The sequence below is a fragment of the Microbacterium sp. oral taxon 186 str. F0373 genome, from assembly GCF_000411455.1.
Lineage (GTDB): Bacteria > Actinomycetota > Actinomycetes > Actinomycetales > Microbacteriaceae > Microbacterium.
In genome coordinates this window covers 232,781-246,512 of the sequence record NZ_KE150457.1, presented here as the reverse complement: position 1 = coordinate 246,512, position 13,732 = coordinate 232,781, and the positions used below count along the sequence as shown (strand labels likewise).

General features: G+C 69.6%; 14 protein-coding genes. 9 read left to right on the top strand and 5 right to left on the bottom strand.

What is annotated here, in order from left to right; translation table 11 throughout:
- The first annotated feature begins 28 nt into the window (after positions 1-28).
- Together HMPREF1529_RS01160 and hpf are read left to right on the top strand one after the other, a co-directional pair.
- Positions 29-697, top strand: coding sequence for a ComF family protein (locus tag HMPREF1529_RS01160; protein ID WP_016463361.1), 669 nt, complete (start codon positions 29-31; stop codon positions 695-697).
- Between the two features lie 150 nt (positions 698-847).
- Positions 848-1,510: a ribosome hibernation-promoting factor, HPF/YfiA family gene (gene hpf, locus HMPREF1529_RS01155; protein WP_016463360.1), complete on the top strand. Its 663-nt coding sequence runs from the start codon at positions 848-850 to the stop codon at positions 1,508-1,510.
- Between the two features lie 134 nt (positions 1,511-1,644).
- Here hpf and HMPREF1529_RS01150 read toward each other — a convergent pair whose 3' ends face one another.
- A complete protein-coding gene (locus HMPREF1529_RS01150) occupies positions 1,645-2,976 on the bottom strand; it encodes a hypothetical protein (protein WP_005048300.1) in 1,332 nt (443 codons plus the stop codon).
- Between the two features lie 143 nt (positions 2,977-3,119).
- Between HMPREF1529_RS01150 and secA the strand changes: the two genes are divergently transcribed.
- Positions 3,120-5,912: a preprotein translocase subunit SecA gene (gene secA / locus HMPREF1529_RS01145; protein WP_016463359.1), complete on the top strand. Its 2,793-nt coding sequence runs from the start codon at positions 3,120-3,122 to the stop codon at positions 5,910-5,912.
- A gap of 60 nt (positions 5,913-5,972) precedes the next feature.
- Positions 5,973-7,196, top strand: a complete 1,224-nt coding sequence (locus tag HMPREF1529_RS01140) for a pyridoxal phosphate-dependent aminotransferase (RefSeq protein ID WP_005048303.1) — start codon at positions 5,973-5,975, stop codon at positions 7,194-7,196.
- Positions 7,197-7,234: 38 nt separating this feature from the next.
- Here the strand turns inward: HMPREF1529_RS01140 and HMPREF1529_RS01135 are convergent, their stop codons facing one another.
- Positions 7,235-7,693, bottom strand: coding sequence for an Rv3235 family protein (locus HMPREF1529_RS01135; RefSeq protein WP_016463358.1), 459 nt, complete (start codon positions 7,691-7,693; stop codon positions 7,235-7,237).
- 152 nt (positions 7,694-7,845) lie between these two features.
- On the opposite strand from HMPREF1529_RS01135, the gene HMPREF1529_RS01130 reads away from it, so the two are divergent.
- Complete coding sequence (locus HMPREF1529_RS01130) at positions 7,846-8,448, top strand: hypothetical protein (RefSeq protein WP_016463357.1); 603 nt, start codon at positions 7,846-7,848, stop codon at positions 8,446-8,448.
- 23 nt (positions 8,449-8,471) lie between these two features.
- Here the strand turns inward: HMPREF1529_RS01130 and HMPREF1529_RS01125 are convergent, their stop codons facing one another.
- The gene (locus HMPREF1529_RS01125; protein WP_005048309.1) at positions 8,472-8,753 is read right to left on the bottom strand and encodes a helix-turn-helix domain-containing protein; all 282 of its coding nucleotides are present in this window, start codon (positions 8,751-8,753) and stop codon (positions 8,472-8,474) included.
- A gap of 98 nt (positions 8,754-8,851) precedes the next feature.
- Between HMPREF1529_RS01125 and HMPREF1529_RS01120 the strand changes: the two genes are divergently transcribed.
- Genes HMPREF1529_RS01120 through HMPREF1529_RS01110 form a run of 3 tightly spaced genes read left to right on the top strand, consistent with a single transcriptional unit; the run spans position 8,852 to position 12,310 of the window.
- A complete protein-coding gene (locus tag HMPREF1529_RS01120; protein WP_016463356.1) occupies positions 8,852-9,481 on the top strand; it encodes a hypothetical protein in 630 nt (209 codons plus the stop codon).
- Positions 9,478-10,767, top strand: coding sequence for an AAA family ATPase (locus HMPREF1529_RS01115; RefSeq protein WP_016463355.1), 1,290 nt, complete (start codon positions 9,478-9,480; stop codon positions 10,765-10,767). The genes HMPREF1529_RS01120 and HMPREF1529_RS01115 overlap by 4 nt, the downstream gene beginning before the upstream one ends.
- Positions 10,768-10,816: 49 nt before the next feature.
- Entirely contained in the window at positions 10,817-12,310 is a 1,494-nt protein-coding gene (locus HMPREF1529_RS01110) for a sensor histidine kinase (protein ID WP_016463354.1), read from the top strand.
- 61 nt (positions 12,311-12,371) lie between these two features.
- On the opposite strand, the gene HMPREF1529_RS01105 is transcribed toward HMPREF1529_RS01110, so the two are convergent.
- A complete protein-coding gene (locus HMPREF1529_RS01105; protein WP_005048317.1) occupies positions 12,372-12,620 on the bottom strand; it encodes a WhiB family transcriptional regulator in 249 nt (82 codons plus the stop codon).
- A 213-nt stretch (positions 12,621-12,833) separates the two neighbouring features.
- Here HMPREF1529_RS01105 and HMPREF1529_RS01100 point away from each other — a divergent pair, with 213 nt between their 5' ends.
- Positions 12,834-13,226 (top strand): hypothetical protein, encoded by a 393-nt coding sequence (locus tag HMPREF1529_RS01100; protein ID WP_005048319.1) that lies wholly within the window; start codon positions 12,834-12,836, stop codon positions 13,224-13,226.
- A 32-nt stretch (positions 13,227-13,258) separates the two neighbouring features.
- Here HMPREF1529_RS01100 and bcp read toward each other — a convergent pair whose 3' ends face one another.
- On the bottom strand, positions 13,259-13,726 hold the full coding sequence (gene bcp, locus HMPREF1529_RS01095; RefSeq protein WP_005048321.1) for a thioredoxin-dependent thiol peroxidase: 468 nt from the start codon (positions 13,724-13,726) through the stop codon (positions 13,259-13,261).
- Between the last annotated feature and the right edge of the window lie 6 nt (positions 13,727-13,732).

Here is a 13,732-nt window from a genome sequence, read left to right as displayed (position 1 = left end):
CGTGACGTGCGTTCGACACGGTGGCATCATGCTCGATCCGGCCTGGCTCCGCGCACCCGTGTGGCGCCGCGTGGGCGACGCTGCAGCCGGGGCGCTCTCGCTGGTGCTGCCCGAGTGGTGCGCGGGCTGCGACGAGCCGGACGTCGGTCTGTGCGCGCGCTGTCGTGAACTCCTTCTGCCACGGGTGCGCGTACGTTCGCTGCTGCCGGGGCTCGCCGTCTGCTCCGCACTGGATTTCTCCGGCGTGCCGGCGCGCGTCCTGCGCGCGTTCAAAGAGGACGGGCGTACGGGGCTGGCCCGACCGCTCGGCGGTGCCCTGGCCGCTGCTGTGGCGCGCGTCGAAGGCGCCGGCGCCGAGGTGGCGATCGTGCCCGTGCCCTCGTCGCGACGTGCGTTTCGCCGGCGAGGATACGAGACCAGCGCCCTGCTGGCGCGCCGGGGCGGTCTGGAGCCGCTGCGGGCGCTGAGCTCGCGCGGCGCGGTCGCCGACCAGCGTGGTCTCGGCCGCGAGGCGCGCGCGCAGAACGTCGCGGGAACCCTCCGGGCGCGCGGCGTTGCGGGGCTGTCCGTCATCGTCGTCGACGACGTGCTGACCACCGGCGCGACGTTGCGCGAGGCCGCGCGAGCCCTGACGGCCGGCGGTGCGCGCGTGATCGGGGCCGCGACGGTCGCTGCGACCGCGCGACACGCCCCGTGAGCGCGGATCCATTGCGGATCCTCAGGGGATCGGTCCGTTACTCCCGGGATTGGCGCGTGACAGTACCGCCGCACCCCGATAGCGTGGGAGAGACCAAGGCGAACTCAGGGTCCGCCCTTGACCGGCCGGACCCGGAACAAGGAGGTCAGGATGGAAACCAGCATCGTCGGCGTGGGTGTGAGCATCTCGGATCGTTTCCGCACCGTCACCGAAGAGAAGTCCGTCCGCATCGGAACGCTGTCCCCCCGAGCGCAGCGTCTCGACGTCAAGGTCACGCACCGCGCGTATCACAATGGAAGCCGCGAAGAGGAGACGGTCGAGCTGACCGTCACGGGCAAGGGCCCACTCGTGCGTGCGGAGGCCACCGACAGCGACAAGTTCACGGCGCTCGACATGGCGGTCGACAAGCTCGCCGAGCAGCTGCGTCGTGCCAAGGACAAGCGCGTGGACGCCCGAAACCACCCGCGTGGCGCCAAGCTCGACAAGGGGAGCGGTGCGCTGTCCGGCATCGATGTGCAGCCGGCATCCGTGGAGACGCTGCGTGCTGTCGCGACCGGCGAGATCCCGATCGCCGTCGGCGACGAGGGCGAGGACGACTACACCCCGGTCGTGATCCGCACCAAGAACTTCGACGCCGAGTGGATGACGGTCGAAGAAGCCGTCGACCGCATGGAGCTCGTCGGACACGACTTCTTCCTCTTCATCGACGCCCGCACCGACCACCCGAGTGTCGTCTACCGCCGCAAGGGCTGGGACTACGGCGTGATCTCGCTCACGACCAGCGCTCCGCCGGCCGCGGAGCTCGCGTCCTGACCGACCCGACCGGCCCCCGGAAACGGGGCGAGTGAACAGAATCGGATGCCGCCGCGCGCGGCATCCGATTCTGTTTCTGCGATCCGATTCTGTATCTCCGATCCGGGTCGGCACGTGCGCCGGGCGGGGCGAACTCAGTCGAAGATGCCGTCCAGGATGCTGCCGATCACCAGGCCACCGAGGATGCCGCCGACCATGTCGCCTCCGCCTCCCCCGCGCCGGCCGCCTCCCCAGCCGCCCCCATCGCCCCAGCCGCCATCGTTTGGGCGAGAGGAGTCGATGTCGCGCTGGGCGAGCTGCAGCGCCTCCGCCGCAAGTTGTCCGCAGCGGCGAGCATCGGCGAGGGCCTGCTCGCGGTCGTCCTCGTCGATGGGTTGTGCGGTCAGCGCCGCCAGGTCCAGACGGATCCGTTCCGCTTCGGCGAGGCGGGTGCGGGCGTCGGCGCCGATCCATCCTCGGTGGCCCGAGATGACGCTGCGGGCCACTCCGAGCTGGCGATCGGCGTCATCGACAGCGTGGCGGACGTGGCCTTCCGGAGGCACGGGGTTGGCCAGACGGGTACGAGCCTTGGCGACCGCGGCATCCAGAGCGGCGTTCGCCTCACGCAGCCGCGTGAGTTCGCCGAACGGGTCGGGCAGCTCCCCCGCCGGGGTGAGGGCGGCCAGCTCCTTCTCGAGCGTCGCCATGGCGGCGCCGACGGAGGGGATGCTCTGCAGCTCGCGCGCCGTCACGAGGTCGTCGCGGGAATCCTCGACGATCGCATCGAGCGTGGACTCGGCGCGCAGTGCCTCGACTTCGAAGGCGTCCACGGCATCGAGCAGGGTGGTCGCCCGTCGCACCGCCTCCATCGCCGTCTCCAGCGCGAGATTCGCCTGCTCGCGCTGCCCGTTCTCGCGTCGTGCCGTGGAGACGTCGGCACCGTGCGTGGCGAAGGCGAAGAGCTGCGCCGCTTCGGCGGCGTTCTTCTCGATGCGGCGCACGGCGGCCGGCGCGTACCGGGCGTGCACACGCGCGAGAGTCGCCTCGGCGCGTTCGAGGCGCTGCGTGCCCCGTTCGACGTCGGCGCGGATGCCGGCGATGATCTCCGGAGCGCGGCGGGCCCGCTCGACGGGTTCGGCGAGGGCCTCAAGGCGATCGTCGAGAAGCTCCTGTGCCCACTCGCAGAGCTGGATGATGCGCGCGTTGCGCGTGCGCAGCTCCTCGGGGGTGTCCGGGATGTGGTCGTGGTTGAGCTGATTCAGCTGGAACGCCTCGCCCATGTGGCTGCGAACCGCCTTCAGTGCCTCGCGGAGGCTCTGCGTGGGCTCGATGCCCAACTCGATCTCGGCGAAGACGAGCTCATCCTCCGCGGTGCGCAGCCGCTCATCGATCGCGACGAGGGCCGCGTCCGCCCGGCGGCCGAGTTCGGCATCCTCCGCTGCCCGCTGCTCGCGTTCCTGCTTGCGTGCGCCCCAGAATCCGGCCATGTCACGATCCTATGCGCGTGTTTTCGAGGTCTCGCGCAGGTAAGCAAAGTCACAGCCAGGTAACATGGCCCCGTATGCCGTGCCTTCGCGCGCGGTCGAGGCGGCGTCGCGCGTCGCCCGCACCCGATAGATGGAGATGCTCCGTGGCCAACCCTCTCGAGAAACTGCTCCGCGCCGGCGAAGGACGCATCCTGCGGCGGCTTCAGCAGGTCGTGAAGGCGGTCGGCGCCCTGGAAGAGGACTACGCGCAGCTGACCGACGAGGAGCTGCGCGGGGAGACCGCCGAGCTGCGCGCCCGTCACGAGGCGGGAGAGAGCCTCGACAAGTTGATGCCGGAGGCCTTCGCGGCCGTGCGCGAGGCCGCCAAGCGCACGCTCGGCCAGCGTCCGTACGACGTCCAGATCATGGGTGGCGCGGCGCTGCATCTCGGCAACATCGCGGAGATGAAGACCGGTGAGGGAAAGACGCTGACCGCGACCTTCGCGGTCTACCTCAACGCCATCGCCGGCAAGGGCGTGCACGTCATCACCGTCAACGATTTCCTCGCGTCGTATCAGGCCGAGCTCATGGGTCGCGTCTACCGCGCACTCGGCATGTCGACCGGCACGATCGTCGCCGGGCAGACACCCGAGGTGCGCCGTGAGCAGTACAACGCCGACATCACCTACGGCACGAACAACGAGTTCGGCTTCGATTACCTGCGCGACAACATGGCCTGGCAGAAGCAGGACCTCGTCCAGCGCGGTCACTTCTTCGCGATCGTCGACGAGGTCGACTCGATCCTCATCGATGAGGCGCGCACGCCGCTCATCATCTCCGGCCCGTCCTCCGGCGAGGCGAACCGCTGGTTCGTCGAGTTCGCGAAGATCGCGAAGACTCTCGAAGCCGGCGTCGACTACGAGGTCGACGAGAAGAAGCGCACGATCGGTGTTCTCGAGCCCGGCATCGAGAAGGTGGAGGACTACCTCGGCATCGACAACCTGTACGAGTCGGCCAACACCCCGCTCATCTCCTTCCTGAACAACTCGATCAAGGCGCTGGCGCTGTTCAAGCGCGACACCGACTACGTCGTGATGAACGACGAAGTCATGATCGTCGACGAGCACACCGGTCGCATCCTGGTCGGTCGCCGGTACAACGAGGGCATCCACCAGGCGATCGAGGCCAAGGAGAACGTCCCGGTCAAGGCAGAGAACCAGACACTCGCGACGGTGACGTTGCAGAACTACTTCCGCCTGTACGAGAAGCTCGCCGGCATGACCGGCACCGCCGAGACCGAGGCGGCAGAGTTCATGTCGACCTACAAGCTCGGCGTCGTCCCGATCCCGACGAACAAGCCGATGATCCGCAAGGACCAGCCCGACCTCGTCTACAAGAACGAGCAGGCGAAGTTCGCTCAGGTGGTGGAGGACATCGCGCGCCGTCATGAGAGCGGGCAGCCCGTGCTCGTCGGTACCGTCAGCGTCGAGAAGAGCGAGTACCTCTCGCGCCTGCTCGCCAAGAAGGGCATCAAGCACGAGGTCCTCAACGCCAAGAACCACGCGCGTGAGGCCGAGATCGTCGCTCGCGCCGGTCGCCTCGGTGCCGTCACCGTCGCCACCAACATGGCCGGCCGCGGCACCGACATCATGCTCGGCGGCAACGCCGAGTTCCTGGCGGTGCAGGAGGTCAAGGCGAAGGGACTGGACCCCGTCGAGACGCCCGACGAGTACGACGCCGCATGGACCGAGACCTACGCCGCGATGCGCGACATCGTCGCCGAAGAGGCGACGAAGGTCGTCGAGGCCGGCGGACTGTACGTCCTCGGAACCGAGCGTCATGAGTCCCGCCGTATCGACAACCAGCTGCGCGGCCGCTCGGGCCGTCAGGGCGACCCCGGCGAGAGCCGCTTCTATCTGTCGCTGACGGACGACCTGATGCGCCTGTTCCAGTCGGGCGCCGCCGAGGCGATCCTCGCCCGCACGAACTTCCCGGACGATGTCGCGATCGAATCGACCATGGTTTCGCGCGCGATCAAGAGTGCGCAGTCGCAGGTGGAAGCCCGCAACGCGGAGATCCGCAAGAACGTGCTCAAGTACGACGACGTCCTCAACCGCCAGCGCGAGGCGATCTACGCCGACCGCCGGCAGATGCTCGAGGGCGACGACCTCTCCGACCGCGTCCACCACTTCATCGAGGACGCCATCGGCGCGATCATCGACGACCACACCGGTACGGGCCACAACGAGAGCTGGGACTTCGACGCGCTGTGGACGGAGCTGAAGACGCTGTACCCGGTGTCGGTGACGATCGACGAGGTCGTCGCCGAGAGCGGCAGCAAGGGCCGCGTCACGCCCGAGGTGCTCAAGCGCGAGATCCTCTCCGACGCGAAGATCGCGTACGCGGCGCGCGAGGAGAAGCTCGGTGAGCCCGCGATGCGCGAGCTCGAGCGGCGGGTCGTGCTGCAGGTGCTCGACCGCCGGTGGCGCGATCACCTCTACGAGATGGACTACCTCAAGGACGGCATCGGCCTGCGCGCGATGGCACAGCGTGATCCGCTGATCGAGTACCAGCGCGAGGGCTACGAGATGTTCCAGACGATGATGGGGCAGATCAAGGAGGAGTCCGTCGGCTTCCTCTACAACCTCGAGGTCGAGGTGCGCCAGAGCGGCGAGGAGGTCGAGGCGAAGGGCCTGCAGGTCGCGCCCTCGGTCGAGAACCAGAAGCTCCAGTACACGGCCGCCAACGATGCGGGCGAGGTGGAGGTCCGCAACGACCGCGGACAGGTGCAGCAGGCGGCGACGAGCAAACTCCGCCAGCAGAGCGCGCCCTCCGAGCAGGCCTCGCCCGCCGCCGAGGCTCCGCGCGGGGCGTTCGGGCAGCGCACGGATGCCGCGGCATCCGCTCCGGCGGCGAACAACCGTGCCGAGCGTCGCGCCGCCGGCAAGAAGAAGTAGGCGGACGCCCGGGCCACCGGGCGGCGATTGGCCTCGTCGGGGCGGCGATATCCTGATCCGATGAGTCCCCGCATCCTCGATCAGTCATCCAAACTCAAGGACGTCCTCTACGAGATCCGTGGAGCCGCCCTCGTCGAGGCTGACCGGCTCGAGGCCGACGGACACCGCATCCTCAAGCTCAACACCGGCAATCCCGCCGTCTTCGGCTTCGAGGCGCCGTACCAGATCGTGCGCGACATGATCGAGGCGGTCCCGCACGCACACGGCTACAGCGACAGCCGCGGCATCATGTCGGCGCGGCGCGCTGTCGTGTCGCGGTACGAGCAGGTTCCCGGGTTCCCCGCGTTCGATCCGGACGATGTCTACCTGGGTAACGGCGTCTCCGAGTTGATCACCATGACCATGCAGGCGCTGCTGGACAGCGGCGACGAGGTTCTCATCCCCGCTCCGGACTATCCGCTGTGGACGGCCATGACGAGCTTGGCCGGGGGCACCCCGGTGCACTACCGCTGCGACAACGAGAACGGCTGGCAGCCCGACCTCGAAGACATTCGGTCGAAGGTGACGCCGGCCACCAAGGCGATCGTCGTCATCAACCCGAACAACCCGACCGGGGCGGTGTACTCCCGTGAGGTGCTCGAGGGAATCGTGGAGATCGCTCGGGAGCACTCGCTGCTGCTGCTCAGCGACGAGATCTACGACCGCATTCTGTTCGACGATGCCGTGCACATCCCGCTCGCCACGCTCGCGCCGGATCTGCTCTGCCTGACCTTCAACGGCCTGTCCAAGACGTATCGCGTGGCCGGGTATCGCTCGGGCTGGATGGTCATCACCGGCCCGAAGAAGCACGCCGTCGGGTTCCTCGAGGGGATTCAGCTGCTCGCCTCGACGCGGCTGTGTCCCAATGTGCCCGCTCAGCATGCGGTGCAGGCTGCGCTGTCCGGCGTGCAGTCGATCGACGCGCTGATCGCTCCCACCGGACGGCTCCATGAGCAGCGGGATGCCGCATTCGAGGCGCTCACCGCGATTCCGGGGGTGCAGTGCCACAAGCCGCGCGGCGCTCTCTACGCGTTCCCCCGGCTCGATCCTGAGATCTATGAGATCCACGACGATGCCAAGTTCGTCTACGACTTCCTCGTCGCAGAGCACGTGCTGCTGGTGCAGGGAACCGGCTTCAACTGGCCGACGCCGGATCACTTCCGGATCGTGACGCTGCCGGAGGCGCGCGTGCTCACCGAGGCGATCGAACGGCTCGGCAACTTCCTCTCCTCGTACCGCCAGTAGGGATCGGCGACCGCGCCGACCCCGCTTTCGGCGGGTGGTCAGAGAAGCGCGAGGGACGTGGCGCGCCAGCGCCCGTCCCAGCCCTCCAAGCGGAGGGCGACGGCGCGGGTGCGCGCCGGTCCTGCCACGATGACCACTCCTTCGATGACGCCGTCGGCGGGGGAGGAGTGACGAGTCGAGAGGATGTGGTGCACGGGTCGGGCCGGTGCGACGCCTCGGGCGCTGCGTGCGCGAGCCGACAGATTGGCTCGTGTGATCAGAGCGCGGAACGCGTCCTCGCCGAACCAGCGTGCGAGTTGATCGACCTCGCGCACGCCGGCGAGCGCTTCGAGGACGCCGATGGTCAGGTTCTTCAGCAGCGGCTCCGGAGCGGGCAGCGCGTCCGTGCCGGTGCGCTGGGGGGCGAAATACTCGGCGACCTCCAAGGCGGAGCCGCGGCGCGGTGTCGAAACGCTCCGTCGGGTTGTGCCGGCAGCGTCGGGGGATGCGGTGGCCATGCTCCGTCCTCCTCTGTCGTCCTCCGCCCGGTCGGGCGTCTGACGAGTACAGCACAGCCCACGCACAGGGTGGATGAGAATCCTCCAACCTGTGGAGAGGCTGCTGTGGACAGAATCGGCGGGCGGCGGCATCCTTCCCCTAGGGTCACCGCGTGCGCTGGGACCGCTTCTTCGAGGATCTGGAAGACCAACTCGACTCCGAGTGGGAGGCTGAGCGCGCCGCCCTGGACACCGAAGCGGAGCGCCTACGTCTGGCGCGCATCCCCCTCCGCGATCGGCTCGTCGTGCTCGCGGAGACCGCCGATGTCGCGATCGGCCTCGAGCTCACGGACGGCACGACGCTGTCGGGGACCGTCACGCGCGTGGGATCGGACTGGGTCGCCGTCACCGTCGAGGGCGGATCGTCGGGCACGGTCTGGATCGTGCCCCTGGGCGCCGCGGCGACGATGGCGCTGGGAACGCAGCAGCTTCTCGGCAGTGTGCGCGGCGCTCATCCCGGCGGCGCACTCGCGCAGCGCATGTCCCTGGGCTTCGTCGTGCGCGATCTCGTCCGCCGGCGCATCCCGGTGACGGTGCATCTCGTGACGGGGCGCGCACTGTCGGGCACGATCGACCGCGCCGGCGCTGATCATCTCGACCTCGCACTGCACGAGATCGGTGCGGTGCGCCGCGCCGATCAGGTGCGCGGCTTCCGGATCGTCCCGTTCGCGGCGGTGGCCGCGATGCGGATGGATGCCCTCGTCGACCTCGTCTGACGGTATCGACGGGCCCGCGGCGATCAGTCCGGGTTGCGCACCGCGCCCCGACCCCACAGCTCGGGAAAACTCGCCGCATTCGATTCACGCCACAGGGCCATCCGCCGCGCGTCTTCCGCTTGATCGTCGAGGTAGACGGCGACGCTGCCGGCGTCGATGCGCCAGCGCGCCGGCGAGCCCGCCTTCATCCCTCGGAGTCGGCCGTCGATGACGAGAGCGACCACCTCGTCGACGGCGATCTGCAGCATCTCCGCCACTTGGGCGGGTGTCAGCAGGCGCGCGCCGGCGTCGGGCGATTCGGGCATGAGGCCATTATGCGGTCCGGCAGCCGAGGCCTCGCCGGTCCACGCCGCGCTGTGGATAACCAGCCCGCGCCGGCGGCACGCTGCGTCACCATATCGACATGAGCGACTCCGTCACGACCCGACCGCGCCCTCGCGCTTTCTGGGCAGACCTACGATTCCTCCTCGGGATCGCGCTGATCGTCGTCTCGGTGGCCGGCGTCTGGTTCGTGGTCGCCGCGGCGCGGCAGACGGCGCCCGTGTTCGCCGCCGCCACGACGCTGCTCCCGGGGGAGACCGTCGAATCCGCCGACCTGCGCGTGGTCGATGTCGCGCTCGGCCCGATGCACGATTCCTATGCGTCGCCGACGACGCTTCGGCCGGGAGCCGTCGCGACCCGTGTCGTGCGCGCCGGCGAGCTCGTGCCGAACGATGCGCTCGGCGACGCGGCCGGCGTGCGCAGCACCACCGTCGTCATCACGAGCGCGAGCGAGGTGCCCGCCACCGTCGGCACGGGATCATCGGTCGATGTCTGGGCCGCGGCGCCGCGGGAGCGCGGTGCCTACGACACGCCCCGCATCCTGGTCGGCTCCGCGACGGTCGCATCGGTCGATCGCGACCGGTCGATGATGGGCGCGACCGCCGTCGCGGTCGAGATCGTGATCGACCGCGCCGACGTCGCCGCCACCCTCGCCGCGATCGCCGACGGGTCCAGCCTGTCGATCGTCCCCAGCGGCGGAGCGGGCTCATGAGCGTGCGCGTGGTGCTGGCGTCCGACCGGCTGGACACCCCCGTCGTCGTGGACGGTCTCCGCGACGACGATGCCGAGGTTCTTCTCGTCGTGGCAGCGGATGCTCCGGCGGATGCCGCCGCCGACGCCGTCACGGGCCGCGCCGCGGCGGAACTGCTCGGCGCGCTCGCCGCCGCCGACGTCCTCGCCGTCGACGCCGGCCGAGACACGCTGACTCCTCAGCTGGTCACCGTGTGCGACCGCTTCGGAGTGCGCATCGTCGCGGTCTGCGGCGGCGCGGCCGATCGCCGACTCGCCGAGATGTTCGGCATCGCCACGTGCGCGCCGGACGGCGTCCGCACGGCGGTGCTGCACGCGGCGACGGGGGCGCCGACGGCGCCCCCGCGCGGTCGCATCGTCGCGGTCTGGGGCCCCGCCGGCGCACCCGGCCGCACCACCATCTCCATCGAGTTGGCGGCGGAGCTCGCTCGGGATGGCCGCCGTGTCGGCCTCATCGACGCGGACACTCATGCTCCGTCGGTCGCGATGCTGACCGGGCTCGCCGACGAGGGGCCGGGCTTCGCCGCGGCCTGTCGGGCGGCGGAGCGCGGGACGTTGAGCGCGGCCGAGCTCGAGAGGATCGCGCTGCCCCTCGGTGATGTCGCGGTCCTGGCGGGGATCAACCGGCCGGGGCGCTGGCCCGAGTTGTCCTCGGCGCGAGTCGGCGGTGCTCTCGAACAGTGTCGTACGTGGGTCGAGGATCTCATCGTCGATGTCGCGGCGCCGCTGGAGCGCGACGAGGAGATCGTGAGCGATATCGAGGGTCCACGCCGCAACGCGGCGACGCTCGCGGTACTGGCCGCGGCGGACATCGTCGTCGCGGTCGTCTCCGCAGACCCCGTCGGAGTTGCACGCTTCGTCAGGGCGCACGCCGATCTGCGCGCCGCGGCCGGCGCCGCGCCCATCCACGTCCTGGTCAACAAGACGCGGTCCTCGACGCTCGGGATCGACGCGCGGTCACAGGTGCGCCGCACGCTCGAGCGCTACGTCGGCGTCGCCGCGTGCTGGTTCGTCCCGTGGGATCCGAAGGCTGCCGATGCCGCGGTCCTGCAGGCGCAGCCGGTCGGGCATGTGGCGCCACGCTCGGCTCTGTCTGGCGCCGTTCGTCGATTCGTCGGCGAGGCGATCGATCCGCCACCGGCGCGCGCTGCGGCGCCTCGATCGCGTGCGGCAGCCGGCGCCGACAGCGAGGGCCAGCGCAGGGACGCTCGGCCCCGGACGCGGCGCACTCTTCGCGGCGTGGCCTGAGACGCGCTCGGCCGCGTCACCGATGAACGATCTCGCCTAGGCTGGGTGCGTGTCGACGCTCAGCGATCTCGTCTATGCCCAGGGCCGATCCACGGGGGCGGACGTCGAGTGGCTGCACCGCCTCGCCGGCGACGGTCAGCTCCTCGCCGACCTGGCCTTCGCCGACATCGTCATCTGGGTGCCGACGGTGGACGACTCGTTCATCGCCGTCGCCCACACCCGGCCGAGCGGTGCGGCGACGCTGTTCTACCGGGACATCGTCGGCGACATGGTGCGCCCGCAGTGGCGCACGCAGGTGCGTGATGCGTTCACGCGCGTCGAGATCGTCGATTCGGCATCCCCGGACTGGTTCGAAGAGACCCCCACGCGCGTGCGCGCTGTGCCGATCGTGCGCGCTGCCGGCGCCGGTGAGCAGTCGCCGATGGTGGTGGGGGTGCTCACACGGCACACCAACCTCGGCGAGGCGCGCACGCCGTCACGTCAGCAGATCACCTTCAACGACTGTGCCGACGATCTGTTCGGGATGATCGCGAGCGCCGACTTCCCCGACCTCGCTGCACCGACCTCGCCCCGACGGGGTGCGCCGCGCGCTTCCGACGGTCTGATCCGCATCGACGTCGACGGCACCACCACCTTCGCCAGCCCCAACGCCCTCTCCGCGTTCAATCGCCTCGGCTTCGACGACGAGCTCGAAGGGGAGTCCCTGCTCGAAGTGGCCACCGGCATTCTGCCGAAGGGGCGCGACTTCGATGAGTCGTTGCCGATCGTCATGGCCGGTCGCGCACCGTGGCGGGCCGACCTGGAGGCGCGCGGGGTCACGGTGTCGCTTCGCACCATCCCCCTCAAGGACCACGGCAACCGGATCGGCGCCATCGTGTTGTGCAGGGACGTCACGGAGATCCGCCACCAGGAGCAGGAGCTGATCACCAAGGACGCGACGATCCGTGAAATCCATCATCGCGTCAAGAACAACCTGCAGACGGTCGCGTCGCTGCTGCGCATCCAGTCGCGGCGCACGCACTCGGATGAGGCGCGCGACGCTTTGACGCATGCGATGCGCCGGGTCGCGGCGATCGCCGTGGTCCACGACACGCTGTCGGAGGGGCTCGCTCAGAACGTCGACTTCGACGACGTCTTCGATCGGGTGCTCAAGCTCGTCGCGGAAGTCGCCGCGTCACCCAACACCCGCGCGCGGACGCGGAAGACCGGCACGTTCGGCACACTGCCCAGCGAGTACGCCACGCCTCTCGCTCTTGCTCTCACAGAGCTCGTCACCAACGCCGTCGAGCACGGTCTGGTCGATCAGGAGGGCGAGGTCGAGATCATCGCGGAGCGCACCGAGGATCGACTGGGCGTGAAGGTGCGCGACACCGGCGTCGGCCTGCCGGAAGGACAGGTCGGGCGGGGACTCGGCACGCAGATCGTCCGCACCCTCATTCAGGGCGAGCTCAGCGGCACAATCGACTGGCACACGCTCGTCGGCTCGGGCACCGAGGTGACCATCGAGATCCCGATGCGCTATCTGGGGCGCACCCAGAGCTGAGTCCCCGCGACGCCGACGAGATCATCGTCGACGGTGCGAGCGGCAGCGGGCGGGCGCCGTCTCAGCTGGCGCGGCGGGCGCGGGCAGCGCGGCGCTTCAGAGCGCGGCGCTCGTCCTCGGACAGCCCGCCCCACACGCCCGAGTCCTGACCGGTCTCGAGGGCGTACTGCAGGCAGACCTCCGTGACGGTGCAGCGCGCGCACACGGACTTGGCTTTCTCGATCTGATCGACAGCAGGCCCGGTGTTCCCCACGGGGAAGAACAGCTCGGGGTCGACAGTCAGGCAGGCGGCTTTGTCGCGCCAATCCATAGGGGGTGCTCCTTGATGCGGGATGAGAAGTCGGGTGGGTGTGACGTCGGGCGTCGATTACCCTGATGGTGTGCGAGCAGACGCTCGCCCCACGCCACTGTGGGAGCACACGGATAGATCAATGCTCCCATGGTCATTCAGATGAATCAAGGGTGAACTCGGCATTTCCCCCGGCGTGTGCTGTGTACTGCCTGTATCGGAGGGCCTGCCCGCATGATGACGACGCCAGCAGAGCGGACCGGTTCGGCCATTCTGGCGCTGGAGGCGCTCGCCGTTCTCCTCGTGACCGGCTGGGAGATCGTCGCGCTGGTCACCGGCGACACCGACGACGTGGTCAGCTCGATCGCGCTCATCGTCCTCACAGCGATCGGGGCGGTGGCGCTCGCCGCCTTCGCGGCCGCCGTGTGGCGGGGTCACTCCTGGGGGCGGTCCGGGGGGATCGTCAGCCAGCTCCTGATCCTGGCGGTGGCGCTCGGCGCCATCACCGGCCCGACTCCGTCCGTCTCCACGGCGTTGGTCACGGCGATTCCCGCCGCCATCGGGTTGGTCGCCCTCGTCGTCGCAGCCCGGACAGTCGCCGCGCGGCGCGACGACGAGCGCCGCTGAGCGACCCCGAGCGCCGCTGTGGACGCGACGGGTCAGCCGACGCCGAGCAGGGAGCGCACCCGGGCGACGTGCCCGGTGGCCTTCACGTTGTACAGAGCGTGCGTGACGATACCCTCGGCATCCACGACGATCGTCGAGCGGATGACGCCCTCCACCGTCTTGCCGTAGTTCATCTTCTCGCCCCAGGCGCCATAGGCGTCGTGCACGGCGTGGTCGGGGTCGCTGAGCAGCGGGTAGGTGAGCCCATCGCGCTCGCGGAACCGGCGCAGGGTGGCGGGGTCATCGCGCGAGATCCCCATCACCGCGTAGCCCGCCGCCTCCAGCGGTGCCAGGCTGTCGCGGAAATCGCAGGCTTCCGTCGTGCAGCCGGGAGTCATGGCGGCGGGATAGAAGAACAGCACGGTCGGCGTGCCGCGCAGGTCGTGGAGGCTGACCGGTGCGTCGTCCTGATCGACGAGCGTGAAGTCGGGAGCGGGGGTACCGGGTTCGAGGCGTGGCATGGCTCC

What these genes read in the sequence shown, in the direction of transcription:
- HMPREF1529_RS01160 (WP_016463361.1), top strand. Translation starts at nt 29, where the DNA reads ATGCTCGATCCGGCCTGGCTCCGCGCACCCGTGTGGCGCCGCGTGGGC.
- hpf (WP_016463360.1), top strand. Translation starts at nt 848, where the DNA reads ATGGAAACCAGCATCGTCGGCGTGGGTGTGAGCATCTCGGATCGTTTC.
- HMPREF1529_RS01150 (WP_005048300.1), bottom strand. Translation starts at nt 2,976, where the DNA reads ATGGCCGGATTCTGGGGCGCACGCAAGCAGGAACGCGAGCAGCGGGCA.
- HMPREF1529_RS01140 (WP_005048303.1), top strand. Translation starts at nt 5,973, where the DNA reads ATGAGTCCCCGCATCCTCGATCAGTCATCCAAACTCAAGGACGTCCTC.
- HMPREF1529_RS01135 (WP_016463358.1), bottom strand. Translation starts at nt 7,693, where the DNA reads ATGGCCACCGCATCCCCCGACGCTGCCGGCACAACCCGACGGAGCGTT.
- HMPREF1529_RS01125 (WP_005048309.1), bottom strand. Translation starts at nt 8,753, where the DNA reads ATGCCCGAATCGCCCGACGCCGGCGCGCGCCTGCTGACACCCGCCCAA.
- HMPREF1529_RS01120 (WP_016463356.1), top strand. Translation starts at nt 8,852, where the DNA reads ATGAGCGACTCCGTCACGACCCGACCGCGCCCTCGCGCTTTCTGGGCA.
- HMPREF1529_RS01115 (WP_016463355.1), top strand. Translation starts at nt 9,478, where the DNA reads ATGAGCGTGCGCGTGGTGCTGGCGTCCGACCGGCTGGACACCCCCGTC.
- HMPREF1529_RS01105 (WP_005048317.1), bottom strand. Translation starts at nt 12,620, where the DNA reads ATGGATTGGCGCGACAAAGCCGCCTGCCTGACTGTCGACCCCGAGCTG.
- HMPREF1529_RS01100 (WP_005048319.1), top strand. Translation starts at nt 12,834, where the DNA reads ATGATGACGACGCCAGCAGAGCGGACCGGTTCGGCCATTCTGGCGCTG.
- bcp (WP_005048321.1), bottom strand. Translation starts at nt 13,726, where the DNA reads ATGCCACGCCTCGAACCCGGTACCCCCGCTCCCGACTTCACGCTCGTC.